This is a genomic window from Streptomyces sp. W1SF4 (assembly GCF_003950035.1).
GTDB lineage: Bacteria > Actinomycetota > Actinomycetes > Streptomycetales > Streptomycetaceae > Streptomyces > Streptomyces racemochromogenes.
This window is the reverse complement of sequence record NZ_CP034350.1, coordinates 2,678,923-2,704,000: the sequence shown is the minus strand read 5'-3', so window position 1 is coordinate 2,704,000 and position 25,078 is coordinate 2,678,923. Positions and strand designations below refer to the sequence as shown.

At 74.2% G+C, this 25,078-nt stretch carries 21 protein-coding genes; 5 read left to right on the top strand and 16 right to left on the bottom strand.

Translation table 11 applies throughout. From position 1 onward, the window contains the following. The first annotated feature begins 21 nt into the window (after positions 1 to 21). From ettA to D1J60_RS12550, 3 genes are read left to right on the top strand one after another with little or no spacing between them, the layout of a single operon-like run. A complete protein-coding gene (gene ettA / locus D1J60_RS12560; RefSeq protein ID WP_125598948.1) occupies positions 22 to 1,686 on the top strand; it encodes an energy-dependent translational throttle protein EttA in 1,665 nt (554 codons plus the stop codon). 9 nt (positions 1,687 to 1,695) lie between these two features. Then, positions 1,696 to 2,163, top strand: coding sequence for a thioesterase family protein (locus D1J60_RS12555; RefSeq protein WP_125598945.1), 468 nt, complete (start codon positions 1,696 to 1,698; stop codon positions 2,161 to 2,163). Further along, entirely contained in the window at positions 2,160 to 2,879 is a 720-nt protein-coding gene (locus D1J60_RS12550; RefSeq protein ID WP_125821158.1) for a hypothetical protein, read from the top strand. Before D1J60_RS12555 ends, D1J60_RS12550 begins: the two co-directional genes overlap by 4 nt. A gap of 96 nt (positions 2,880 to 2,975) precedes the next feature. Here the strand turns inward: D1J60_RS12550 and D1J60_RS12545 are convergent, their stop codons facing one another. Together D1J60_RS12545 and D1J60_RS12540 are read right to left on the bottom strand one after the other, a co-directional pair. After that, positions 2,976 to 3,323, bottom strand: coding sequence for a DUF1036 domain-containing protein (locus D1J60_RS12545; RefSeq protein ID WP_125598939.1), 348 nt, complete (start codon positions 3,321 to 3,323; stop codon positions 2,976 to 2,978). A gap of 409 nt (positions 3,324 to 3,732) precedes the next feature. Then, the gene (locus tag D1J60_RS12540; RefSeq protein ID WP_125821157.1) at positions 3,733 to 4,137 is read right to left on the bottom strand and encodes a globin; all 405 of its coding nucleotides are present in this window, start codon (positions 4,135 to 4,137) and stop codon (positions 3,733 to 3,735) included. A gap of 108 nt (positions 4,138 to 4,245) precedes the next feature. On the opposite strand from D1J60_RS12540, the gene D1J60_RS12535 reads away from it, so the two are divergent. Continuing rightward, on the top strand, positions 4,246 to 5,247 hold the full coding sequence (locus tag D1J60_RS12535) for a methyltransferase domain-containing protein (RefSeq protein WP_125821156.1): 1,002 nt from the start codon (positions 4,246 to 4,248) through the stop codon (positions 5,245 to 5,247). Here D1J60_RS12535 and D1J60_RS12530 read toward each other — a convergent pair. From D1J60_RS12530 to D1J60_RS12465, 14 genes are all read right to left on the bottom strand, one after another. Beyond that, a complete protein-coding gene (locus D1J60_RS12530; RefSeq protein WP_125821155.1) occupies positions 5,244 to 6,335 on the bottom strand; it encodes an FHA domain-containing protein in 1,092 nt (363 codons plus the stop codon). The two genes, D1J60_RS12535 and D1J60_RS12530, sit on opposite strands and share 4 nt — an antisense overlap. A 16-nt stretch (positions 6,336 to 6,351) precedes the next feature. Further along, positions 6,352 to 7,680, bottom strand: a complete 1,329-nt coding sequence (locus D1J60_RS12525) for a VWA domain-containing protein (protein WP_125821154.1) — start codon at positions 7,678 to 7,680, stop codon at positions 6,352 to 6,354. Positions 7,681 to 7,721: 41 nt separating this feature from the next. Continuing rightward, positions 7,722 to 9,362, bottom strand: coding sequence for a protein phosphatase 2C domain-containing protein (locus tag D1J60_RS38030; RefSeq protein ID WP_241253235.1), 1,641 nt, complete (start codon positions 9,360 to 9,362; stop codon positions 7,722 to 7,724). A gap of 3 nt (positions 9,363 to 9,365) precedes the next feature. After that, positions 9,366 to 12,218: a serine/threonine-protein kinase gene (locus D1J60_RS12515; protein ID WP_125821153.1), complete on the bottom strand. Its 2,853-nt coding sequence runs from the start codon at positions 12,216 to 12,218 to the stop codon at positions 9,366 to 9,368. Then, a complete protein-coding gene (locus tag D1J60_RS12510; RefSeq protein ID WP_125823986.1) occupies positions 12,215 to 13,474 on the bottom strand; it encodes a hypothetical protein in 1,260 nt (419 codons plus the stop codon). The genes D1J60_RS12515 and D1J60_RS12510 overlap by 4 nt, the downstream gene beginning before the upstream one ends. Positions 13,475 to 13,584: 110 nt before the next feature. After that, the gene (locus tag D1J60_RS12505) at positions 13,585 to 14,586 is read right to left on the bottom strand and encodes a glutamate ABC transporter substrate-binding protein (protein ID WP_185899740.1); all 1,002 of its coding nucleotides are present in this window, start codon (positions 14,584 to 14,586) and stop codon (positions 13,585 to 13,587) included. 5 nt (positions 14,587 to 14,591) lie between these two features. Beyond that, positions 14,592 to 15,998: a hypothetical protein gene (locus D1J60_RS12500; RefSeq protein ID WP_125821152.1), complete on the bottom strand. Its 1,407-nt coding sequence runs from the start codon at positions 15,996 to 15,998 to the stop codon at positions 14,592 to 14,594. 224 nt (positions 15,999 to 16,222) lie between these two features. Further along, positions 16,223 to 17,212: a BadF/BadG/BcrA/BcrD ATPase family protein gene (locus D1J60_RS12495; protein ID WP_125821151.1), complete on the bottom strand. Its 990-nt coding sequence runs from the start codon at positions 17,210 to 17,212 to the stop codon at positions 16,223 to 16,225. Beyond that, a complete protein-coding gene (locus D1J60_RS12490; protein ID WP_125821150.1) occupies positions 17,203 to 18,468 on the bottom strand; it encodes a 6-phospho-beta-glucosidase in 1,266 nt (421 codons plus the stop codon). Before D1J60_RS12490 ends, D1J60_RS12495 begins: the two co-directional genes overlap by 10 nt. Positions 18,469 to 18,473: 5 nt before the next feature. Next, the gene (locus D1J60_RS12485; RefSeq protein WP_125603722.1) at positions 18,474 to 19,322 is read right to left on the bottom strand and encodes a carbohydrate ABC transporter permease; all 849 of its coding nucleotides are present in this window, start codon (positions 19,320 to 19,322) and stop codon (positions 18,474 to 18,476) included. A 1-nt stretch (position 19,323) separates the two neighbouring features. Continuing rightward, entirely contained in the window at positions 19,324 to 20,286 is a 963-nt protein-coding gene (locus tag D1J60_RS12480; RefSeq protein ID WP_125821148.1) for a sugar ABC transporter permease, read from the bottom strand. Between the two features lie 5 nt (positions 20,287 to 20,291). Further along, on the bottom strand, positions 20,292 to 21,626 hold the full coding sequence (locus D1J60_RS12475; protein WP_125821147.1) for an ABC transporter substrate-binding protein: 1,335 nt from the start codon (positions 21,624 to 21,626) through the stop codon (positions 20,292 to 20,294). Between the two features lie 111 nt (positions 21,627 to 21,737). Further along, on the bottom strand, positions 21,738 to 22,949 hold the full coding sequence (locus D1J60_RS12470) for an ROK family transcriptional regulator (RefSeq protein WP_125821146.1): 1,212 nt from the start codon (positions 22,947 to 22,949) through the stop codon (positions 21,738 to 21,740). Between the two features lie 122 nt (positions 22,950 to 23,071). Beyond that, positions 23,072 to 24,166, bottom strand: coding sequence for a mechanosensitive ion channel family protein (locus tag D1J60_RS12465; protein WP_125821145.1), 1,095 nt, complete (start codon positions 24,164 to 24,166; stop codon positions 23,072 to 23,074). Between the two features lie 258 nt (positions 24,167 to 24,424). Between D1J60_RS12465 and D1J60_RS12460 the strand changes: the two genes are divergently transcribed. Continuing rightward, entirely contained in the window at positions 24,425 to 24,979 is a 555-nt protein-coding gene (locus D1J60_RS12460; RefSeq protein ID WP_125821144.1) for an HNH endonuclease, read from the top strand. Positions 24,980 to 25,078: the final 99 nt, after the last annotated feature.

Here is a 25,078-nt window from a genome sequence, read left to right as displayed (position 1 = left end):
CGATCTGCCGGACGGTTTCTCTTGGCTGAGTTCATCTACACCATGCGCAAGACGCGCAAGGCGCACGGCGACAAGGTGATCCTCGACGACGTCTTCCTGAACTTCCTGCCGGGGGCCAAGATCGGCGTGGTCGGCCCGAACGGTGCCGGTAAGTCCACCGTCCTGAAGATCATGGCGGGCATCGAGCAGCCGTCCAACGGTGACGCCTTCCTGTCGCCCGGCTACTCCGTCGGCATCCTCATGCAGGAGCCCAAGCTCGACGAGTCCAAGACCGTCCTGGAGAACGTCGAGGACGGCGTCGGCGAGATCAAGCAGAAGCTCAACCGGTTCAACGCGATCGCCGAGGAAATGGCGACGAACTACACCGACGAGCTGATGGAGGAGATGGGCAAGCTCCAGGACGACCTGGACCACGCCAACGCGTGGGACCTCGACGCCCAGCTGGAGCAGGCCATGGACGCCCTGGGCTGCCCGCCCGGCGACTGGCCCGTCACCAACCTCTCCGGTGGTGAGAAGCGCCGCGTGGCCCTCTGCAAGCTGCTGCTGGAGGCCCCCGACCTGCTGCTCCTCGACGAGCCCACCAACCACCTCGACGCCGAGTCCGTGAACTGGCTGGAGCAGCACCTGGCCCAGTACAAGGGCGCCGTCGTGGCCGTCACCCACGACCGCTACTTCCTCGACAACGTCGCCGAGTGGATCCTGGAGCTCGACCGCGGCCGCGCCCACCCCTACGAGGGCAACTACTCCACCTACCTGGAGAAGAAGGCCGAGCGCCTCAAGGTCGAGGGCAAGAAGGACGAGAAGCGCGCCAAGCGCCTCAAGGAAGAGCTGGAGTGGGTCCGCTCCAACGCCAAGGGCCGCCAGGCGAAGTCCAAGGCCCGTCTCGCTCGCTACGAGGAGATGGCGGCCGAGGCCGACAAGATGCGCAAGCTCGACTTCGAGGAGATCCAGATCCCGCCGGGCCCCCGCCTGGGCTCGATCGTGGTCGAGGTCAACAACCTCTCGAAGGCGTTCGGCGACAAGGTCCTCATCGACGACCTGTCCTTCACGCTGCCGCGCAACGGCATCGTCGGCATCATCGGCCCGAACGGCGCCGGCAAGACCACGCTCTTCAAGATGATCCAGGGCCTCGAGACCCCGGACTCCGGCGAGATCAAGGTCGGCGAGACCGTCAAGATCTCGTACGTCGACCAGGGCCGCGCCAACATCGACCCCAAGAAGACCCTCTGGGCGGTCGTGTCGGACGAGCTGGACTACATCAACGTCGGCAACGTCGAGATGCCGTCCCGCGCCTACGTCAGCGCCTTCGGCTTCAAGGGCCCGGACCAGCAGAAGCCGGCCGGCGTCCTCTCCGGCGGTGAGCGCAACCGCCTGAACCTCGCGCTCACCCTCAAGCAGGGCGGCAACCTGCTGCTCCTCGACGAGCCCACCAACGACCTCGACGTCGAGACCCTGGGCTCCCTCGAGAACGCGCTGCTGGAGTTCCCCGGTGCGGCCGTGGTCGTCTCCCACGACCGCTGGTTCCTGGACCGGGTGGCCACGCACATCCTCGCCTACGAGGGCGAGTCCAAGTGGTTCTGGTTCGAGGGCAACTTCGAGTCCTACGAGAAGAACAAGGTCGAGCGGCTCGGCCCGGACGCCACCCGTCCGCACCGTGCCACCTACAAGAAGCTCACCCGGGGCTAGGTCGCGGTCATGGCCAGACACCACTACCGGTGCCCCCTCCGCTGGGCGGACATGGATGCCTTCGGGCACGTCAACAACGTCGTCTTCCTCCGCTACCTGGAGGAGGCGCGCATCGACTTCATGTTCCGCCTGGCGCCGGGGGAGGGCAGCGAGTCCTTCACGGGCGGGTCCGTCGTGGCCCGCCACGAGATCGACTACAAGCTCCCCCTCGTGCACCGGCACGAGCCGGTGCTCATCGAGTCCTGGGTGACCCGGATAGGCGCCGCGTCCCTGACCATCCGCTACGAGGTCAAGGACGAGGCGACCGAGGACGCTCCGGAGACCGTCTACGTCCGCGCGGAGACGGTCGTCGTGCCCTACAACCTCGCCGAGGGGCGGCCCCGCCGCATCACCGACGAGGAACGGCACTTCCTGGAGCAGTACCTCGACCAGCCCGAGAAAGCCCCCGCGGCCGCCGAAGGGCGCCTCGCGGCATGAGCGGACAGCTGCGCCTCGCCGACTCCGGGGAGGCGGCGGACCTCGCCGCCTTCCTGGGCCGGCTGGTGCACTACGACCGCGCCGCCGCCGTACGCCTCCAGGCGGCGGCGGGCGGCGGCGCGCTCGCCGTCTTCGGACGCCCGCCCTCCTTCGAGGTCCTGGCCGTCCGTGCGGCACGCCTCGCCGAGCCCCTCGCTGCCCCGCTGGACGTCACCGTCTCCGCGGGCGAGCTGCTGGAGGCCGTCGACGAGAGCGGCGCCGCGGTGACCGTGCCCGGACCCGTCACCGGCCCGCCCTGGACGGGCGTCCTGCCGCCCCGCGGTGGCTGGAGTCCGGTTCCCGGCCTGCCCGCCGCCGAGGCGGTACGCGCGGCCGTGGCCGCCGCCGTCGCCGAGTTCCGCGCCCGCGACGAGGCCCTGCCCCCGCAGCACCGGACCCGCTCCGAGCGGGACCGCATCGGCCGCGAGATCTGGTCCCGGACCCTGGGCGACACCGAGCTGCCCCTGCGCGCCGCGCATGCCGCCCAGTCCCTGGGCTTCCTGCGTCCGGTACGCACCCCCGTGCCCGCGGGCGCCCCCGACGCGAGCGCTCCCGCCCCGGTGGCCCTGTTCGCCTCCGGCGGCTGGCTGCGGCTCAGCACCCCGTACGGCTCCGTCGCCACGCGCCGCCCCGGCGCCCTCGCCGGCCTGGGCGGCATCCAGGTGCGGCCCGTCTAGGGCTCCCGTCCCGGGCCGGGCCGCCCGCCCACCGGGGACCGGGGGCGGACGGGCCTGCTCCGTGCGTCGTGCCGTGCCCTGCCGTTCCCGGCCGGGCTACGGGTTGAACGAGTGCACGTGGTTCGGGCGGCTCACGACGAACTCGCTCATGAAGATCGTCCGCGAGTTGGAGTCCGACGTGTTCGCACACCACTCGAAGGCGCTGTTCGGGACCGTCTCCCGGAAGCGGTCGCGCCACTCGGCGCCGTCGCCGGCGAACGCGTAGCAGTACCAGATCTGGTTGAGCGCGAGGACGTCACCGCCGTAGACCACCGCGCTCTCCCCGGGGCCGAGCTTCCACCAGCCCTCCTTGACCCAGTTGCTGCCGTCGGAGCAGCCGGGATGGTGCCGCTCGACCATCGTCCAGATCTCGCGGTGGTAGTTGTTCTGGAACCTCATGGACATGGCGCGCCCCCTATTCCGAGTCCAGCTGCCTGCGGGCGGCCGTGCGGCCGCCGGACCCGTACTCGGGTGCCGGCCCGCGGGCGGGTTGGGAGGAACTCGCGCTCGTACTCTCGTGCAGGCCGGGATCCGCGCCGGACGCGTTCGCGGCGAGGGCGCGGTCCAGCGCCTCCCCGTCCGCGTCGGTGGTCGGATCAACCGTGTCTGCGGTGCCCTGCGACATGGAACCTCCAGTTCCGTCGGTGTTGGTGCGACGGAAGGGGTTCCCGGGAGGGCCCACCGGGTACCGCGGGCGCCCCGCCCGTGCCCCGTACGGGCCTGGCAGGAGCCCTCGGCCGAGGGGAAGCGTTCGGCCGCTTGCAGGGACCCTTGCACGCAGGGGGCGCCGGTCCGGTAGGGGCCGGAGGCCCGGCTAGCCCGCGGTGTTGATCATCGAGGCGGCCGCGTAGGTCAGGTACCGCCACAGCTGGGCCTCGTGCTGCGGCGCGAGCCCCAGCTCGTCCACCGCCACGCGCATGTGGGCCAGCCACGCGTCGTGCGCGGCCGCGTCCACCTGGAACGGCGCGTGCCGCATGCGCAGGCGCGGGTGCCCGCGGTGCTCGCTGTACGTCGTCGGGCCGCCCCAGTACTGCATCAGGAACAGCGCGAACCGCTCCTCGGCCGGCCCGAGGTCCTCCTCCGGGTACATCGGGCGCAGCAGCGGGTCCCCCGCGACCCCCTGGTAGAAGCGGTGGACCAGACGGCGGAAGGTCTCTTCGCCGCCGACCTGATCGTAGAAGGTCGTCTCCTGCACCGTGCTCTGCGCGTCGTCATTCACCCGACCATCGTCTCAGACGCCCGGACGGAGGACCCCGGTCCTAGGACCGCCGCCGCCCGTCCCTGCCGAGAGGTCGCACCCCGCGCCCGCCCGCATCACAGTGGAGACATGGGCACGGCGAGGGCCGCGGAGAAGGACCTGCGGGAGACGGCGCACGCCGCCCAGGTACGGGAACTCACCGCCGCCGGCGTGCTGGAGGACCCGGCCTGGCGGGCGGCCTTCGCCGCCGTGCCCCGGCACCTGTTCGTGCCGTACTTCTGGACCGGCCGCGGAGCGGGGCACGAGCGGCTGTGGGGCGAGGATCCGGATCCCGAGCAGCGGGCCCGCTGGCTGCGCGGGGTGTACACCGACGCCCCGCTCGCCACGCGGCTGCGCGACGGCGAGCTGGTCTCCTCCAGCAGCCAGCCCTCCCTGATGGCGAAGATGCTGGACGCGCTGCGCGTGCGCGACGGGGACAACGTGCTGGAGATCGGCGCCGGTACCGGCTACAACGCGGCCCTGCTCTGCCACCGCCTCGGCGACGGCCTCGTCACGACGGTGGACCTGGACGAGGAGATCACCGAGTCGGCGCGCTCCCACCTGGCCCGGGTCGGCTACCGGCCCGCCGTGGTCACCGGCGACGGGGCGCGCGGCTGTCCCGCCCGGGCGCCCTTCGACCGGATCCTCGTGACCTGCACCCTGCCGCTGATCCCGCCCGCCTGGCTCGGCCAGTGCCGGCCGGGGGCGCGGATCCTGGCCCCGCTGTCGACCGGGCTGATCGCGCTGACCGTCCGGGACGCCGGTTTCGCGGAGGGCCGCTTCCTGCACACCCCGGCCTACTTCGTCCCGCTGCGTGGGGCCACGGCCGCGCCGGGCCCGCCCGGGGCGACCGGGCCGCTGCACGGGATCCCGTACGAACTGGTCGACAACGAGCGCTTCCAGTTCCTGCTGATCCTGACCGCGGACGTGCTGCACCCGCGCGAGGCGCTGGACCTGTGGCGGGGCGAGGGCCGGCCGGCGCGCGAACGTTTCGGGGTCACGGTCACGCCGGAGGGACAGTGGGCCTGGCTCGACGACCCCCAGGGCCCCTATGTGTGGCCCCTGGGCGAGGAGGCCCCGCCCCGCGACTAGCCGCGGCGGACCGTGATGGTGGTCCAGGCGCCGACGTGGACGCGGTCGCCGTCGGCGAGGGGGACCGGGACGTACGGCTGGATGGGGTCCTCGCCGCCGTTGATGGTGGTGCCGTTGGTGGAGTTCTGGTCGACCACGGCCCAGGTCAGGTCCGGCTGCTGGACCAGCACCGCGTGCTGGTGGGAGACGCCCGGGTCCTCCGGGGGCACCGACAGGTCGATGTCCGGGGACTCGCCCGTGGAGGCGCGGCGGCGGCCGATGGTGATCTGCCCGCCGGAGAGCGGGAGGTGGAGCTCCGGGGAGTAGGCGGGCAGGTTGAGCGCGGCGGCCTCGGGGCCGCTGCGCTGCATCATCGCCAGGAAGTACGAGCGGTCGGGGCCGATCGTCGCCGACCAGGAGGCGCTGCCGCCGCGGTCCGGGGCCGCGAACGGCTCCGGCTGTGACGGCTGCGGCGACTGTGACGGCTGCGGCGGCCGGGGCTGCTGGTACTCGGACTGCGGGTGCTCGGGAGCCGCGTACTCGGACTGCTGGTACTCCGACTGGGGACGGAACTCCTGCGGCACGGGCTGCGGCCGCTCCGGCGCCACGACGGGCTGCTCCTGCGCGGGCGGCTGGAGCAGCCAGTCGTCATCGCTCTGCAGCGGCTCGGCCGGCCGGTTGACCCGCGAGGGGCGGGAGCCCTGGTACTCGAAGTGGTCCTGGGAGAACACCGGCTGCGGCGGGGCCGGCGGCGGGGGCGGCGGGGCGGTCACCGCGCCGGTGCCGGGCCCGGACGCGCCCGGCGCGGCGGCCGGTGCGGGCTCGGCGGCGTACGGGGTCGCCGAGCGGGTGAGGAAGTTGTACCGGCACTCCTCGCAGAAGGGGGCCATCGCCTCGCGCGGGGTCCGGCACTGCGGGCACAGCTCGGCCTGGGCGGTCGGCTCCCCGCCGGTGGGAGGGTAGCCGTAGCCGTAGGAGGGGGCGGCGGAGGCGGCGCCGGCGGGGGCGGTCATGCGGAGGCCGCAGACCTCGCACCAGTCGTCGGAGGCGGACTGGTGGCCGTTCGGGCAGGTCGGCATCGCGGCGGTTCCCCCTTTTTCCTGCGTCATCGCGTCAGGCTTCTTCTCAGGTCTTCTTCACTCGGACGGTCTGCGTCGAACGCGTTTCAAGGGTCATCTCGTCGGCATCGGCGACCTTCGCCTTCAGCCGCACAGTACCCGCCGCCGCGTCGACGACATCCACCACCTTCGCGAGCAGTTTGGCGGTGTCGGCGTTCCCGGAGGCGCTCGCCAACTGCACGGCACGGCCCAGCTTCGCCGTCGCACTGTCGACATCGCCCATTTTGCGGGCTTCCAGGCCCTGCTGGATAGCCTCCGCGAGTTCCGCCTGTCCCGTGTAGTGCGCCACCTGGGGACTGATGGCCGTCGACGCGGCGAGGTCGTCCGTCCACACCGCCCGGACCAGTCCCTGCGCGAGCGGCGGCCGGGGCTCGCCGTCCGGTCCCGGCAGGACCAGCGAGGCGCGGGCGGCCAGCATCTCCTGGCCCACGGCGGCCCCCGGCACCCGGACGCACACGTGGTACTCGCGGGACTCGTCGCCCCACGAGCCGGTCGGGTAGTCCCCGGCGCGCGGGCCCGCCTCGGTGCGGCGGCCGGTCAGGTCGTGGACGGAGGGCGAGACCTGCTTGACGTACTGGACCTCCGCGCCGACCGGGGTCCACAGGCGCAGCGCGACGTCCGCGACCTCCTTGCCCATGACCTGCTCCATCATGCGCGTGAAGTCCTCGGCGAGGTGGGCCGGATCGGCGACGATGTCGGCGGAGCCGAGCAGCGCGCTCGCGATGCCGGTGACCTCCTTCACCTCCCAGTCCGTGCCCACCCCGCGGGCGTCGCAGGTGAAGCGGCCGGCGCAGGCGTCGAGGGTGGCGCGCAGCACGGCCGGGTCCTCGTGCTCGTTGCGGCCGTCGGTGAGCAGGATGCCGTGCCGGATCGTCGCCGGGGTGCGGCGCAGCAGGCCGTCGGCGAGCCGCAGCCAGGTGCCGATGGCCGTGCCGCCGCCCGACCGCAGGCCGCGCAGGGCCTCCTTGGCCTGGGCGCGGGTGGCGGGTCCGGCGGTGGCGAGGCCGCCCTGGCCGGGGTAGACCTCCCGGGCCTCGTGCGTCCCGGCGATCACGGCGAAGGCGGTGCCGTCGCGAAGGGTGTCGATGGCGGCGGCGGTGGCCTCGCGGGCGCCGCGCATCTTGTCCGGCGGGTACTCCATGGAACCGGAGCAGTCCACCATGATCACGACGGCCGCGTCCTGGCCGCCGGGCGCGTGCGCGGCGGTGGCCGTGGCTCCGCCGGTGGAGGTGACCGTCACGATGGCGTGCACGTCCCGCCCGCCCTCGGGCAGGAACTCGTTCTGGTACACCTCCACGCTGAAGCGGGGTGCGCTCGGCTTGGCGAAGTTCGCCATCGGTCGGTCTCCTCCTCCGGGCCGGCTGGGGTGGTGCGTGCTCAGGCCCGGGGGCGGGCCTGCGGTTCCGCTTCGGGCTCCGCTCCGGCTTCCGCTCCGGTCTGGGCGTGGGGCTCCGCCGGGCCCGCGAAGGGCACGACGGCGACGGTGATGTTGTCATGGCCGCCCCCGTCCAGGGCGTGCCCGACCAGGACCTGCGCGCTGTGCAGCGGCCGGTCCGCGGCGTCCGCGGGCAGGACCTGCGCCATCTCCCGCGCGGACTCGGCGTAGTTCCACAGGCCGTCCGTGCAGACGACCACCACGCCGGGGTGGTCCGGTCTGAAGCTGGCGGTGTGCGGTTCGAGGTCGTACGCGTCGGCGCCGAGCCAGCCGGTGATGGCGTGGGCCCGGACGTCGGCGTAGGCCTCGGCCTCGCCCATCAGGCCAGCCGCGACCATCTGCGCGGCCCAGGAGTCGTCCTCGGTGAGCCGGCGGGACAGGGCGGCGCGGTCGTCCGGCACCCAGTAGGCGCGGCTGTCGCCGACCCAGCCGATGGTCAGCACGCCGCCGCTGACGACGGCTCCGACCAGCGTGCAGGCGGGGGCGTTCTGCGCGCCGGGGGTGGGCGGGGCGAGCGCGGTCACCGCGGCGGCCGCCGCGAGGATCGCCCCGTGCATGGCCTCCACCGGGTCGGCGCCGCGCGGAAGGGCCTCCAGGAGCGCCTCGTTGGCGGCGCCGGCGGCGGCGGCCGACGCCTCGTCGGGGCGGCTGGCGGAGGAGACGCCGTCGCAGACGATGGCGACGGTCGCGGCGGAGCCGTCGGGCAGGGCGGTGGCCGAGACGGCGAAGGAGTCCTCGTTGCGGTGGTGGCGCAGGCCGCGGTCGCTGACGGCCGCGACGCTGCAGAGCTCCTCCTCCAGGTGGTCCCGTTCGCGGGGCTGCGCGTGGCCGCAGTGCTCGCAGTACCCGTCGGTGTCCACGTGCCCGGCGCGGCAGGCGACGCAGGTCCGGCCCTCGCCCTGCGGGGCGGCGGCGAGCGCCTCCCCGCTTCCGGTGGCGGTGTTCTGCGGGGGCGCGGCCGGGGCGTACGGGTCCTCGTGCGGGCCGTCGGGGCCGGCGCCGGCGGAGGCCCAGGGGGCGTCCGGGCCGGGCTCGCCCTCCCAGCCGGGCGCGGGCACGCCGTACCCGGCCGGGGTCCCGCCGTAGCCGGGGGCGGAGGCGGAGTACGCGGCCGCGGCCGGGACCGGGGCGGGCACGGCCTCGGCGCCGGGCGCGTCGGGGGCCCCGCCCGCCGGGGCCCCGTACCCGGGCTCCCAGCCGGGCGCGGTCACGGGAGCCGCGGCCCCCGACGGCGCGGCAGGATGGGCCGGGGCCGGGGCCGGAGGAGTCTGTGGCGCGGCCGCCGGTGCCGGGGGCACAGCCGGAGCCGGGACCTGGGCAGGCGGAACCGGAGCCGCCGCCGGAACCGGTGGCGCCGGGGCCGCGGCCGGCGGCGCGGGGGCCGGTGCCGGCGGCGGGGCGGACGGGGGTTCGTGACCGGCCCGGCCCGTCGCGCCCGCGGTCGGGGTGACCGGGAGGGTCGGGGTGGGGTCCGCGTCCGGTGGAGCGGCGGAGAGGGCGTATCCGCACACCCCGCAGAAACGGTCACCCTCTTCCAGGGGTTCCGCGCAGCTGGGGCAGCCCGACGGCCGATGCATCGACATCACTCACACCCACGTCCGGGGACGGAAACGGTTTGCCCGTTCCACCAGTTCGATCCGCTCCTCGCCCCGCTGCGCCAGCCGGGCGAGGACACGGTAGGAGCGTTCCAGGCCGAAGCGCAGCCCCCGCTCGTCCAGTTGACTGCCGAGCAGCGAGGTCCGGCCGGGGTCGGCACCCCGGCTACCCGACAGTACCCAGTCCAGGGCGGAGCCCAGAACCTCCGTCGTCAGCCGCTCCTGCCGCTCCGGGTCCAGGCCGAACCGCCGCAGCGCCTCCACCTGGCCGGAAGCAGCCACCAGATCGGCCAGCAGCTCCTCGTCCGGGGACCGGTCGCGCAGGCGTGCCCGTACCGCCGCCACCCGTGCGGCGGTGTAGTGGATCGACGCCTCCGGTACCGATTCCAGGGTGTCCACCGCCGCTTCCCGGTCGCCGGCGGCCAGTTGGACCCGGGCCAGCCCGAACGCCGCGCTGACGAAGCCCGGATCGGTGATCCAGACGAGCCGGTAGTACTCGGCGGCGTTGTCCAGCTGGCCCAGGACCTCGGCGCACAGCCCGAGCGCCAGCTTCGGAGCCGGCTCGCCCGGGAAGGCGTCGTAGACGGCGTCGAAGGACAGGGCCGCTATCTCGTCGTCCCCGGTGGCCAGGGAGGCGATCCCGCGCGCCCACACCACCCGCCAGTCGTCCGGATGGCGGGCCTCCAGCTCGGCCAGGGCCTCGCCGGCCACGGCCAGTTCGCCCAGTTCGAGCCGGGCGCGCAGCTCGCGGAGCCTCAGCTCGGCGGAGTCGGCCGGGGCCGCGGCCAGGGCGCCGAGCAGGTCGGCGGGCGCGGAAGCGAGGAGTCCGGCGAGGAACCCGGCATTGGGGTCGGCCGGGTCCACCAGCGGGACCGGCAGGGCGAGGGCGGTGTCACGGGCGTCGAGCACGGCAAGCCCCGCCGCCGCCGGTACGGGCGTACGGGCCACCGCCAGCGGCGCGAACGCCTGCGCGGGCGCCGGCGCGGCGTGCCGCGGCCCGGGCACGGGGGCCCCGGCGACGTGCGTGGCGGTGGTCCCGAGCGAGGGCAACGCCCCCCGCCCGGCGGGCGCAACGGCCCCGGCGGCGGCCGCCTCGGCCCCGGCCGCACCCGCGTACGCCGCCCCGCTCCCGGCCGCACCGGCGCCCCCGGCCACACCCGGGGCCACGGTCCCGCCGCCGGCGACGCCCCCGCCGCCGGAGGTAGCCGCCGCAGCACCGGCAGGCACGGCCGCCGCGGCACCGGTCGGCACGGCACCCGCCGCACCCGCCCCGCCGGAGCGCCGCCCGAAGAGGGACCCGCCCCGCCGGGGGGCCACCGCCCGCACACCCAGCCGGGACACCTCCGCCCCGGCCGCGTCCTCGTACAACTCCGTGTCCGGAACCCGCAGCTCCGGCCCGAACAGGGTCGACAGCCACGGCCGCGGCCGCCCCGTCTGCAGCGCCACGACCTCCCGCAGCACCCCCGTCAGCTGGTCGGCCATCTCCTGCGCCGACGCGAAACGCCGCCCCGGATCCGGATCCGTGGCCCGCACCAGCAGCCGGTAGAAGGACTCGTACCGCTGGAACACCTCGATGTGCTCAGGATCGGGCAGCGAGTCCACGAACACGTTCGTGTAGCCCTGGAAGTCGAACGTCAGCACCGCCAGCGTGCGCGCCACCGTGTACAGGTCCGAGGCCACCGAGGGCCCCAGCTCCGCCACCTCCGGTGCCTGGTAGCCCACCGTGCCGTAGATGGCCGACTCCTCGTCGTCCATCCGCCGCACCGCGCCCATGTCGATCAGCTTCAGCTGGTCCTGCTGCTGGATCGCGTTGTCGACCTTGAAGTCGCAGTACAGCAGGTTCCGGCTGTGCAGGTGCCCGAGCGCCTCCAGGGCCTCGATCCCGTACGCGCACGCCTGCTCCACCGGCAGCGGGTCGCGCCGGCCGTCCGGCCGCCGCCGCTCGTTGGCGATCTCCTTCAGCGACTTGCCGCCCACGTACTCCATGACGATGTACCCGTCCAGCGAACCCGTCCGCTGGTCCAGGTGCTCCACGAAGTTGTAGATCCGCACGATGTTCGAGTGCTCGATCTCCGCGAGGAAGCGCCGCTCGGAGATCGCCGCCTCCATCGCGTCCTGGTCCCCGGTGTCGAGCAGGCCCTTGAGCACCACCCACCGGTCCGACACCGCCCGGTCCACCGCCAGGTAGACCCAGCCGAGCCCGCCGTGCGCGAGACAGCCCGCCACCTCGTACTGGCCGTGCACCACGTCCCCGGCGCGCAGCTTCGGCACGAACGAGTAAGGGTGCCCGCACTTGGTGCAGAAGCCCTCCGTGCGCCCCGGCCGGTCGCCGCGCGCCCGGCCCACCGGCGCCCCGCAGTCCGAGCGCGAGCAGAACCGCTTGCGCTCCGGCACCTCCGGGTTCTCCAGCACCGCCGCCGAAGGATCCGGACGCGGCACCTCCGGGACGCTGACCAGCCCCGCGCCCAGCCGGCCGCGCCCCGACGAGGACGCCGACGAGCCCGAACTGCGCACCGAGACCGACCGGGTGGACCCCGAACCGGACAGCGCGCGCGACAGCCGCCCCGACACCGAACGCCGCGAGGACGAGGACCGCGAGGACCGCGAGGAGCGGGCCGACGCCGAGGAACGCCCCGAACCGCGCGAACCCGCCGAACCCCGCGAGTCGCCCTGCCGGGCGGCGCTCGTCATCCCCGTCGGAGGCGACACCAGCTCCTCCGCGCCCGCCGCGACCGCTCCCACCGGGGCGAGCCCGCAGGTGTCGCAGTAGACCTCGCCGCCGCCCATGTCCTCGTACGACCCCGGGCAGCCCGGACGAAGGCAGGGCGATCCGATCAGGCTCATGCCTCCTCCTCTCCCGGCCGTCCGGGCCGGTGGTCCTGCGGGGCCAGCGCCTCCGCCGTCGCCTGCTGGTAGCGCCACACCGCCTGCTCGGCGGCCCGCAGGTCGCAGGGCGCGCTCCACAGCATCCGCCGGGCCGCGTCGTACCGCTCGGTCAGCAACGGGTCCTCCGCCAGGCCGTGCCGGGCCGCCTTCGCCTTGTACGCGTCGAGCCGCCCGCGCAGCTCCGCCCGGACCGCCAGCGGCGCCGTCACCGCGGTCAACGATTCACGGGCCCGCCGCAGTTCCTCCTCGGCCCGGTCCTCCAGCGCGTCGAGCAGCGGGGACAGCCGGTGCCACTGCGACTGCCGCCGGTACTCGGCGGCCGCCGCCAGCTGCTCCTGCAGGGCAGTCGGCGGGCCGCTGACCGCCGGCACCTCCGACGCCGCGATCTTCGCCAGCACCTCGCCGCGCGCCGTACGCGCCTCCGCCAGGGTCCGGTCCGCCCGCGACAGCAGGTCCCGCACCGCGATCAGCCGCTGCTCCGCGTCCTGCCGCACCGTCAGGACCGCCTCGACCTCCCGGCGTACGTCGTCCAGCGCGCGCGCCGCCCGGTCGTAGCGGGCGGTGTCCGGACGGCCCCCGCCCGGGGCGGAACTCCCCGCCACCGGCACCCAGAAGGCGAGCGGGTCGGCGATCACCGCCCGCCGCAGCTCCGCCAGCTCGGCGGTGATCTCCTCCAGGTCGTCCCCCGAAGGGTGCTCGCCCGGCCGGACCCCCACCGAGTGCGCCAGCGAACGCGTCCGGTGCAGCTCGGCGGCGAGCAGGTCGATCCGCGCGGGCAGCGCCGACCACACCGCGTCGGCGGCGACCACCACGTCCAGGGAGGCCGCGTACAGCTCGTTCATCCGCGACACCAGCTCGGCCAGCGAGAAGCGCTCCGCCAGCGCGACGCCCTCCGCGCCGGCCCCGGCGATCGTCACCCCCGGGCCGCGCAGCCGCTCCGTCAGCTCCGCCAGGTCCTCCCGGCTCGGCCAGCGGCGCCGCTCGCGGATCTCCCGGGCCGCGTCGAGCGCCCCGCTGTACGCGTCGAAGTACGTCCACAGCCGGGTCACCGCCGCGTCCGCGGCGGCCCACCGCTCCTTGGTGACCCCGCTCAGCGCGGCGCCCTCCAGCAGGCGCCGGCCCGCGTGGTCCTGGAGCGCGAGCAGGGACGTCTCCACGGCCTCGTGCTCCGCGCCCAGACGGGCCAGCGCACGGTCCACGTCGTCCCGGTCCATCACCGCGGCCCCCGGCCACGGCCGCCCGGCACGGAAGCCGCCCGCCCGGTCCCCGCCCGCATGAAGTCCGCCCCGCTCGCTCACGTACCGCTCCGAATCCGCCATGGGCCTCAGCCGTCCCGGTACTTGGGCGCCGGCGGCACGCTCGCCCTCGGCAGGACGTCCTCGAAGTGCTTGCGGTACGAGGTCGCCCACGGGCTCTGGTCACCGCCCGCCCGGTAGTTCTCCAGCACCTTGTTCACCCGGCGCACCAGGTCGGAGGCGTCCTTGTTCATCGCCACCCCGTAGAGCTCGCGGGTGAACGGCGCCCCGACCAGCTGCACCGACGGGTCCTGCGCCGCCTGCCCGGCGGCCAGCGCGTTGTCCGTGATGATCCCGTCCACCTCGCCCAGCTGCAGCCGCACCAGGCAGTCCAGCTGGTTCGCCACCGACACCCCGACCGACCCGTACGACTGGGACTTCAGGGCCGCCTCCGCCGTCGAACCGGTCGCCGTGCAGATCCGGCGGCCCTTCAGCGAGGCGTCGTAGCCGGTGATCGGCGAACCCTTGGGCGCCAGCACCTGCTGGCCCGCCTCGAAGTAGGCCGTCGAGAACGCGACGTCCTCCAGCCGCTTGCAGTTGATCGTCATGGTCCGCACCACGATGTCGACCCGGCCCTCCTGGAGCGCCGGGACGCGCTGACTGGTCGGGATCGCCCGGTAGATCACCAGGTCCTCGTTGCCCAGGATGTCCTTCGCTATCGCCTTGACCAGGTCGATGTCGAAACCGTCCAGGTGGCCGTCGGGATTGCGGTAGCCCCACTTGAAGCTGTTCTGGTCCACGCCCGCCACGAGCTTGCCCGCCTTGCGGATCCGCTCGATCGCCGGGCCGTCCAGCCCCGACGGGCGCAGACTGGCCTCCGGGTCCTGACAGGTGTCGGCCGGCGCGTACGGGAGCACCGCCACCGACGCCGGGTCGCGGACCACCGCGGAGCCGCCGGACGGCGCGGACCCGGCCAGCGGCAGCAGCACCGCCGCGGCCGTCACCGCGCAGGCCGCGGCCATCGCGCTGACCCCGCCCCAGCCCCGCAGCCGGTCCGCCGCGCGCCGCACCCGTGTGCCTCGTATCCGCATCGATCTCACCTGTACTCCGAAAGCCTGCGGCCGATGCCGAGGAGGGCCGCCGCCGCGCCGGCGACCGCCAGCACCGCCGAGCCCGTCAGCAGGCCGCCCAGCGCGCCGAGCCCGTCCCGGGCGGCCAGGGTGAACTGCTTCTGCTCATGGGCCACGGCCCGCTCCAGGGAGGCGTCCACCGTGTCGAACGAGGCCCCGCTGCTGTCCTTGTGCCGCGCGTCCCCGATGACCTGCGGCAGCGCCTGCTCGTAGTCGCCCTTCACGTCGGCGTCCCGGGCCGCCGCGTGCCGCTGCTTCCACTGCGCCACACCCTCGACGGCCTTCGAGACCGGCTCCCGGCCGCTCGCGTCGTCGGCCAGCCGCAGCGCCCGCGCCAGACCGGCGTCGAGCTGCTTCATGTTCTTCTCGTAGTCCACGTCGTACTTGTCGGACTTCTTGTCCTCGGCCAGTACGGCACCCCGCGCGATCAGCGTCAGGTTCTCGTTCGCCCGCGCCTGGAGCGAGGCGATCCGCGCGTCGTTGAGCACCTTCAGGGACTCCTGCCCCTCGGCCCGGGCCTCGCCCAGCCCCGCCCGCGCGACCGACTGCCCCACCGTCAGCCACAGCAGCACCACCGACGCCGCGGCCGTCGCCGCCAGCAGCCCGTGGTTGAAGACCCGGTTGGTACGACGGTAGTTGCGCCGCTGCGCCCACACCAGGGCGCCCAGCGCGAGCACGCCCGCGCCCGTCGCCGCCACCGGCCAGGACCGGGCCTCGTCGTAGTCCGTGTACAGCCGGCCCGTCTCCGCCTCGTACAGCCGCTGCGCGGCGGGCAGCAGCACCGTGCTCATCTGCTCGTTGGCGTAGCGCAGGTAGGCGCCGCCCAGCGGCAGGCCCTGCCGGTTGGTGGCGCGGGCCTGCTCGATCAGACCGGTGTACCGGGGCAGCTGCTCGCCGAGCAGCGCGATCTCCTTGCGGGACTCCCCGCCGGCCCCGGTGTTGGCCGCCGCGCTCACCAGCAGCCGGGAGGCGTTCGCGATGTCCTTCTCGTAGCGCCGGCGGACCTCCCGGGGCTCCTGGGCACCCGCGAGGAAACCGCTGGAGGAGGCCGTGTCGGCGTCGGCGAGGGAGCGGTAGATGCTCGCGGCGTCCGCGCTCAGCGGCTGGCTGCGGCCCACCACGTCCTCCGCGGCGGTGACCCGGCCGGCCACCTCCCACACCGCCACCGCGCCGAACAGCACGACCAGGGCGGCCAGCACCGCGCCGATGATCCGCAGCCGGCCCGGCTCGGTCGTCGCCGCGGCGCGCACCCGCTCCACGCCCTCGGCCCAGGCCGTACTGCGCCCCGGCGGCGCGGACGGTCTCCCGCCCGGCCCGGCGGGCGCCCCGGAGGTACCGCCCCCGGGCGCGGACGCGCGTGTCGTGATGGCCACCGTGACCTCCCCCTCGGTCCCTCTGCTCCGCAGCAGTATGGCCGTAGCGGCGCCCGACCACAGCACCCGGTGCCCGATCTTGGACGATCCCCCTCCCGGACCCCCTCACGGACCTCCGGCCGCCGCCCCCGGCTCCTGCCCCCGGCCGTTCCCCCGTCACCCTTCACCGTCAATACGCCGCAGCGGTCCCCGTGGTTCCTGAGACGCCCGCCCGCGCCCCGGGTTCACTCGAACCGGGCACGCAGCCTCGCCATCGCCCGGGCCGGCGCACCCAGCGCGTCCAGGCCCAGCAGGGCCGCGCCCAGCACCGGCGGGGCCGTGACCACCGAGGGCCGGGCCAGGGGCGCGCGGGCGGCCAGCAGTTCCCCGATCCGGCCGTTCAGCCCCCGGTGCCCGGCCGCCAGCACACCGCCGCCCAGCAGCACCGGCGCCTCCCGCCCCAGCAGGCCGAGCCGCTCCAGCGCCACCGCCGCCAGCGCCACCACCTCCTCGGCCTGCCGCTCCACCAGCGCCGCCGCCACCGCGTCGCCCGCCCCCGCCACCGCGAACAGCACCGGCACCAGCTCGTGCAGCCGCCCCCGGTCCAGCCCGCCCAGGTGCAGGGCCTCGATCAGCGCCGCCATCGAAGCCAGACCGAAGTGCCCCGGCAGCGCCGCCGCCAGGGCCGTCGGACCGCCCCGCCCGTCCTCGGCGCGGGCCGCCCACCACAGGGCCTCCTGCGCCAGGCCGCCCCCGCCGCCCCAGTCCCCGGAGATCTGCCCGAGGGCGGCGAAGCGGGCGGTCCGCCCGTCGGGCAGCATGCCCACGCAGTTGATGCCCGCCCCGCAGACCACGGCGACCCCCAGCGGGCCGTCCGCGCCCGCCCGCAGGATCGCGAAGGTGTCGTTGCGCACCTCGGTGGCCGCGCCCCAGCCCCGCGCCGCCACCGCCTCGGTGAGCCGGCGCTCCTCCACCGGCAGGTCGGCGTTGGCCAGACAGGCCGAGACCCGGGCCGCGCGCGGCACCCCGGGCAGCCCGGCGGCCGCCGCCGCCCCGGCCACCGCCTCCGCGAGGACGTCGACGGCGGCCTCCACACCGGTCACGGGCGGCTGGAAGCCCCCGGCGCGCCCGGTGCCGAGGACGGTGCCGTCGGCGGCGACCAGCGCGGCGTCGGTCTTGCTGTTGCCCGCGTCGATCGCGACGACGGCGCAGGCGGGCGGGACGGCTACGCCCACGGCAGGTGCTCCTTGTTGTGCGCGAGGAGCCGGTCGGCGAGCTTCTCGGCGAGGTCGTACTGTCCGACCAGCGGATGGGCCAGCAGGGCCCTGGAGACCCGCTCGCGCCCGCCGCGCAGGGCCGCGTCCAGGGCGAGGTCCTCGTACGCGGTGACGTGCGCGACCAGCCCGGCGTACAGGGGGTCGAGCCGGGGCGCGGGCAGCGGTACCGGGCCGCCTCCGTCGACCCGTGCCTGCACCTCGATCACGGCGTCGTCCGCCAGGAACGGCAGGGTGCCGCCGTTGCGGGTGTTGACGACCTGGACGCAGGGCCCGCCGCCGCCCAGCAGGGCCGCCGCGAGGTCCACGGCGGCCTCGGAGTAGAAGGCCCCGCCCCGCTTGGCCAGCAGTGCGGGCTTCTCGTCGAGCGCGGGGTCGGCGTACAGGGCGAGGAGTTCCCGCTCCATCGCGGCGACCTCGGCGGCCCGCGAGGGCTTCGCGCCGAGTTCCCGGACCACCTCGTCGTGGGCGTAGAAGTAGCGCAGGTAGTACGAGGGCACCGCGCCGAGCCGGTCCAGCAGCGCCCGGGGCAGGTGCAGGTCGGCGGCGACGGCGTCCCCGTGCTCGGTCAGCAGCCGCGGCAGCACGTCGGTGCCGTCCGGGCCGCCGAGCCGGACACCGAGCTCCCAGGTCAGGTGGTTGAGGCCGACGTGGTCGAGGTGGACCTCGGCGGGCGCCACGTCCAGCAGCGCCGCGAACTTGCGCTGGAAGCCGATGGCGACGTTGCACAGCCCGACGGCCTTGTGCCCGGCCCGGAGCAGGGCCCGGGTGACGATCCCGACCGGGTTGGTGAAGTCGATGATCCAGGCGTCGGGCGCGGCCCGGCGGACCCGTTCGGCGATGTCGAGGACCACCGGTACGGTCCGCAGGGCCTTGGCGAGCCCGCCCGCGCCGGTGGTCTCCTGGCCGACGCAGCCGCACTCCAGCGGCCACGTCTCGTCCTGGAGCCGGGCTGCCTGCCCGCCGACGCGCAGCTGTAGCAGTACCGCGTCGGCGCCGGCGACGCCCGCGTCCAGGTCGGAGGTGGTGGTGACGCGCCCCGGGTGGCCCTGGCGGGCGAAGATCCGCCGGGCCAGGCCGCCGACCAGCTCAAGCCGTTCGGCGGCCGGGTCGACCAGGACGAGTTCGCTGACGGGCAGGGTGTCGCGCAGCCGTGCGAAGCCGTCGGCCAGTTCGGGCGTGTAGGTGGAACCGCCGCCCACCACTGCGAGTTTCATCGGGATCAGCCTTTCACTCCGGTCAGGGTGACTCCCTCGACGAACGCCTTCTGGGCGAAGAAGAAGAGGACGATCACCGGGGCCATGACGAGCACCGTCGCCGCCATGGTCAGGTTCCAGTTGGTGTGGTGCGCCCCCTTGAAGGACTCCAGGCCGTAGCTGAGGGTCCAGGCGGCCGGGTTGTCGGAGGCGTAGATCTGCGGGCCGAAGTAGTCGTTCCAGGCGTAGAAGAACTGGAACAGGGCGACGGCCGCGATCCCCGGCTTCGCCATGGGCAGGACGACGCGCAGCAGGGTGCGGACCTCGCCGCAGCCGTCGACGCGGGCCGCGTCGAGGTACTCGTCGGGGATGGTCAGCAGGAACTGCCGCAGCAGGAAGATCGCGAACGCGTCGCCGAAGGCCAGGGGCACGATCAGCGGCCACAGGGTGCCGGACAGGTCGAGCTGCTTCGCCCAGAAGAGGTACATGGGGATGACGACCACCTGGGGTGGCAGCATCATCGTGGCGATCACCAGGAGCAGCGCGAGCCGCCGTCCGCGGAAGCGGAACTTGGCGAGGGCGTAGGCGACGGGTACCGAGGACACCACGGTCAGCACGGTCCCCAGCCCGGCGTACAGCAGGGTGTTGCGCCACCAGGTCAGGAAGCCGGGGGTGTGCCAGACCTGCGCGTAGTTGCCCCATTCCCAGGTGCGCGGCCACAGCTCGCGGGTGAGTGCCTGCTGGTCGCTCATCAGGGAGGTGAGGAGGAGGAAGACGAAGGGGAGGACGAAGAACAGGGCGGCGGCGACGGCCAGGGAGTGCACCCCGACCCAGTGCAGTACGGCTGTGCGGCGGTGTGCGCGCATGTCGGCCATGTCAGTCACCCGCTCCGGCCAGTCCGCCGCGGCGGCGCATCAGGAGCGCGGTGCACGCCATGGAGAGGGCGAACAGCACCAGGGCCAGGACGCAGGCGGAGCCGTAGTCGAAGCGCTGGAAGCCGAGGTGGTAGACGGTCTGGGGGAGGGTCAGCGTGGACCTGCCGGGGTAGCCGGGCTCGGTCTGCTGGCCGGAGCCGCCGATGATCCCGGCGGCGGCCTTCGAGGCGACCGTCGGCTGCGTGTAGTACTGCATGGCCTGGATGACCCCGGTGACCACGGCGAACAGCACGACGGGGGAGATGTTCGGCAGGGTGATGTGCCGGAAGCGGGCCCAGGCCCCGGCGCCGTCCAGCTCGGCGGCCTCGTACTGCTCCTTCGGTACGTCGAGCAGCGCGGCCATGAAGATCACCATCAGGTCGCCGGTGCCCCACACCGCGAGGGCGGTGAGCGCGGGCTTGGACCAGCCGGCGTCGGTGAACCAGCCGGGCGCGGGCAGCCCCGCGGCGTCCAGCAGGGTGTTGACCGGGCCCGTGCCGGGGTTGAGGAGGAAGACGAAGGCGAGGGTGGCGGCCACGGGCGGGGCCAGGTAGGGCAGGTAGAACAGGGTCCGGAAGAGGCCGGCGCCGGTCTTGACCCGGGTGACGAGCAGCCCGACGCCGAGGCCGAAGACGACCCGGCAGCTCACCATGACCACGACCAGCCACAGGGTGTTGCGCATGGCCGGCCAGAAGAGCGGATAGTCGGTGAAGACGTAGCTCCAGTTGTCCAGGCCGTTGAAGACCGGGGGCCGGAAGCCGTCGTAGCGGGTGAAGGAGAAGTAGAGGGTGGACAGCAGCGGGTAGGCGAAGAAGACGGCGGAGCCGATCAGCCAGGGCGACAGGAAGGCGAGGGTCCGCAGGGCGGCGCGCCGGTGCCTGGCCCGCAGGGCGGGGGTGCGCGGGGTGTCCGCGGCCGTGGTCATCGGGGCTACTCGGCCTTCGCGATGTCCGTGTCGATCTGCCGGTCGGTCCGGGCGAGCCCGGCGGCGAGGTCGGGGACGTCGCCCTTCTCCACGGCGTACGCGAAGTCCTGGAAGGTCAGCTGGTAGGCGCCCCCGTCGGCCCGGGCGGGGGTGGTGTTCGACTTCGCGTGCCGGGCGATGTCGAGGAACGTCTTCGACTCGGGGGTGACCTGGAGCTGCGGCGAGCGCAGCGCGGCCAGCGTGGACGGGATGTTGTGGATGGCGTTGGCGAAGGCGACGACGGCCTCGGTGTCGGTGGTCATGTACCGCACCAGCTCCCAGGCGGCGTTCTGCTTCCGGCTCGCGGAGGAGATGCCCATGATGGTGCCGGAGAGGTAGCCCTTGCCGTAGTCGGCCCGCTGGTCGTCGGGCACGGGCAGCGGGGCGGTGCCGATCTCGAAGGGGACGCCGGCCTCCCTGGCCATGGCCGGGCGCCACTCGCCGTCGATCTGCATGGCGACGAGCCCCTTGTGGAAGGGGTGTTCGGCGCTCCACTCGTCACCGAAGCCGGCGCGGAACCGTTCCAGCTTCTCGTAGCCGCCGAGCTTGGCCACCAGGTCCTTCTGCGCGGTCAGCATCTTCGCGAAGGCCGGGTCGCCGGCCAGGTTGGACGTGCCGTCGGCGGTGAAGTAGGTGGGGCTCCACTGCGCGGCCAGCCGCATCGGGGTGGTCTCGTAGCCGTGGAAGGTGGGCATCACGCCCAGCTGCTCGTACGAATCGCCCTTGGCCTTGGTGAGCTTCTGCGCGGCCTCGGCGAACTCGCTCCACGTCACGGGCGCTTCGGTGATCCCGGCGGCGGCGAACGCGGTCTTGTTGTAGACGAGGCCGTAGGCGTCGTGCAGCAGCGGCAGGGTGCACTGGTTGTCCTTGTACCGCGTGTACTCCAGCAGGGTCGCGGGGAAGACCTTGGCCTTGTCGATCCCTGACTTCTCCATGAAGGGGTTCAGGTCGGCGAAGGCGCCGGAGTTGCAGAACTTGCCGACGCTGTCGGTGGCGAAGGAGGAGACGACGTCGGGGGCCTTGTCCCCGCCCGCGCGCAGCGCCTGGTTGATCTTGTCGTCGGTCATGTTGCCGGTGGCCTTGACCTTGATGTTCGGGTGGGCCTTCTCGAAGCGGTCGATGCTGTCCTGGATGGCCTTGACCTCGGAGGGCGCGGACCAGCCGTGCCAGAAGGAGAGGGTGACGTCGGCCTTCGGGTCGTCGGCCGCGGCGGTGCCGTTCTGGCCGGTGCAGGCGGTGGCGAGTACGGATATGGCGGCAAGGGCGGCCGCGGTGGTGGTCAGGCGTGCGGCTCGGGGCATGGCGGGGCTCGCTCTCTGGGGGAGAACTGGATGGGGGGCGTCACGGGGGCTGCGGGCTGCGGGCTGCGGTTACGGACCAGGTGCTATGGGCTACGGGCGACGGGTGCGGCGTCAGCGGGAGGTGTCGAAGACTTCCTCGCGGGTGGCGGCCAGCGCGCTCTCCAGGGCGCCCCGCAGCACGGGACGCTCGCGCACCTCGCCGGTGACCAGCCGCGGCCGGGAGGGGGCCAGTTCGGCGAGCTCGTCCTCCAGCAGGGCGCGCAGCGGGTCGCCGCCCGCGGTGATCAGGGCGCCCGACAGGACCACGATCTCCGGGTCGAGTACGGCGACCAGCGAGGCGAGACCGGTCGCGAGCGCGGTGGCGTACGACCGGAGGAAGGCCAGGCGGGCGCCCTCCGGTTCGGCGGCGGCCCGCCGCAGCAGCTCGGCCCCGGCGGCCACCTGCGCGGTGTGCGGGGCGCCCGGGGCGCAGCCGGGGCCGAGTCCGGCCGCGGCGGCGAGCGCGGGCAGCACCTGTACGCCGGCCAGCTCCTGGTAGCCGCCGGTGTTGGCCCGGGTGACCTGGCGGACCAGGGGGTGGCCGGGTACGGGCAGGAAGCCGACCTCGCCCGCGCCGCCCGTCCAGCCGCGGTGCAGCCGTCCGCCGAGGACCAGTGCGGCGCCGAGGCCCTCCTCGTTCCACAGCAGGACGAAGTCCTCGTGGCCGCGGGCCGCGCCGAGGCGCTGCTCGGCGACCGCGGCGAGGTTGACGTCGTTCTCGTACTCGACCGGCAGGGGCAGTGCCGCGGCCAGCTCGTCGAGGAGGGTGGGGGAGTGCCAGCCGGGGAGGTGGCTGGCGTAGCGCAGCCGTCCGGTGCGCGGGTCGAAGGCGCCGGGGGTGGCGATGACCAGGCGGTGCAGGTCGGGCAGGGTCAGCCCGGCGTCCTCCAGGGCTCCGCCGAGGGCGCGGGTGACCTGGCCGACGGCGTCGGCGCCCTCGGTGTAGGGGAGCTCGAAGCCGCCGACCACGGTGCCGGCCAGGTCCGCGACGGCGGCGAGCACCCGGTCGGGGGTCACGTCGAGGCCGCCGACGTGGGCGGCCCGGGCGTTGAGCGCGTACAGCTGGGCGTTCGGTCCGGGGCGGCCGCCGTCGGTGCCGGTGGCGACGACGAGCCCGGCGGCCTCCAGCCGGGCGAGCAGCTGGGAGGCGGTGGGCTTCGACAGCCCGGTGAGGTGCCCGATCCGGGTCCGGGACAGGGGGCCGTGCGCCAGCAGCAGCTCCAGGGCGGCGCGGTCGTTCATGGCGCGCAGCAGGCTGGGTGTTCCCGGGGTGGTGGCGGGCATGGCGGGGTCCCTCCCTCACCGAGAAGACTGTTAGGTAAGTTTCCTATTGGCTTCGGAGGCCTGTCAATGCCGCAGCCCCGCCGGAACGGACCGGCGGGGCTGCGCAGGGGGCGGGCGGAGGTCTACTTGGGCAGCCGGACCCCCGGAGCGGGCGCGGGCGCCGGCGGTATCGGGGCGGTGGCCAGGGACTGGGGGGAGGCCGGGTTGGCGAGTGCGGAGGGCGCCGAGACGGCCGCCGCCGGGTCGGCCGGGGCCTCGTCCTCGCCCGGGGCCGGTGCGCCGCCGATGATCCGGATGCCGGCCGCGTCGAAGGCCTCCTTGATCCGCCAGCGCAGCTCGCGCTCCACCGCGAACTGCTGGCCCGGCATGGTCTTCGCCGACACCTTCACCGTCATGGAGGCCAGCAGCACCTCGTCCAGGCCCAGCACCTCCACCGGGCCCCACAGGCGCTCGTCCCACGGGGTCTCCTTGGCCAGGGTGTCCGCGACGCCCTGGACCACCTCGCGGATGTGCGCCAGGTTCTCCGTCGGCTTGACCTGCACGGCCACGCCCGCCGTCGCCCAGCCCTGGCTCAGGTTCCCGATGCGCTTGATCTCGCCGTTTCGGACGTACCAGATCTCACCGCTGTCGCCGCGCAGCTTGGTCACGCGCAGACCGACCTCGATCACCTCGCCGGAGGCCACCCCGGCATCGATCTTGTCGCCCACGCCGTACTGGTCCTCCATGATCATGAAGACGCCGGAGAGGAAGTCCGTCACCAGGTTGCGCGCACCGAAACCGATCGCCACACCGGCCACACCGGCACTCGCCAGCAGCGGCCCCAGATCGATCTTCAGCGCCGCCAGCACCATCAGCGCGGCCGTACCCAGGATCAGGAACGAGGACACCGAACGCAGCACGGACCCGATCGCCTCCGACCGCTGGCGCCGCCGCTCGGCATTGACCAGCAGCCCGCCCAGCGCCGTGCCCTCCACGGCCTCCGCGCTGGTGTTCATCCGGCTTATCAGCTTCGTCAGGGCCTTGCGGACCACGCTGCGCAGCGCCACCGCTATCACGATGATCAGCAGGATCCGCAGGCCGATGCTCAGCCAGGTGGCCCAGTTCTCCTCGACGAAGCTCGCGGCGTTCGTCACGCTCTCGGCGGCGTCGTCGGTGGTGGACGCGGCCTGCGGCAGCAGGGTGGCGGGCGAGGGCACGGCGGGAACCTCCAGGGGCATAGCGGTCCGCCCGCGGAACCGTCATGCGGTCGTGCTGGTGGTGCGGGCAGGCCATCCACACTAACGGGGCACGGGAGCGACCTCGTTGCGTTGTTCGAGGGAGAGACAGGACTCACCTGGGGATGAAAGGGAGTGTGGTCGAAAACACCCCGGGCCCGTTACCGGCGCGTGGTGGCGCTTCGACCAGCCGTAAGGGGAGACTGAGAGCAGATCGTCCCGGCGCGAGCCACGCGCCGCCGGCGTACAAGGAGGCAGTCCGTGCCGCACGTCCTGGTCCTCAACGCGTCGTACGAGCCCCTCGGCGTCGTACCGCTCCGCCGCGCGCTCGTCCTCGTCCTGGAGAACAAGGCAGTCTCCCTGGAGGAATCGGGCGCCTTCCTGCACAGCGCGACACGCGCCGTCCCCGCGCCCAGCGTGGTCAGGCTCAAGCGCTTCGTGCGGGTCCCCTACCGGGGGCCCGTTCCACTCACCCGCCGCGCGCTGTTCGCCCGCGACGGCGGACGCTGCATGTACTGCGGGGCCGTCGCCACCAGCGTGGACCACGTGATCCCGCGCAGCCGCGGGGGCCAGCACGTCTGGGACAACGTGGTCGCCGCATGCCGGCGGTGCAACCACGTCAAGGCGGACCGGCACCTGCTGGAACTCGGCTGGCGCCTGCGCCACCAGCCCGCTCCGCCGTCGGGGCTGGCGTGGCGGATCATCGGGACGGGGCACCGGGATCCGCGGTGGATGCCGTACCTCCAGCCGTACGGGGCGCAGGACGCGCTGGAGCGCATCGGCGTCCCGACGGCGACGGCCGCCGCCGCGTCCTGACGGACCACCGGGCGGGTGCGCTGCCGCTGCCGCTGCCGCTGCCGCTGCCGCTGCCGCTGCCGCTGCCGCTGCCGCTCGGTGCCGGGGTGCGGGAACCGC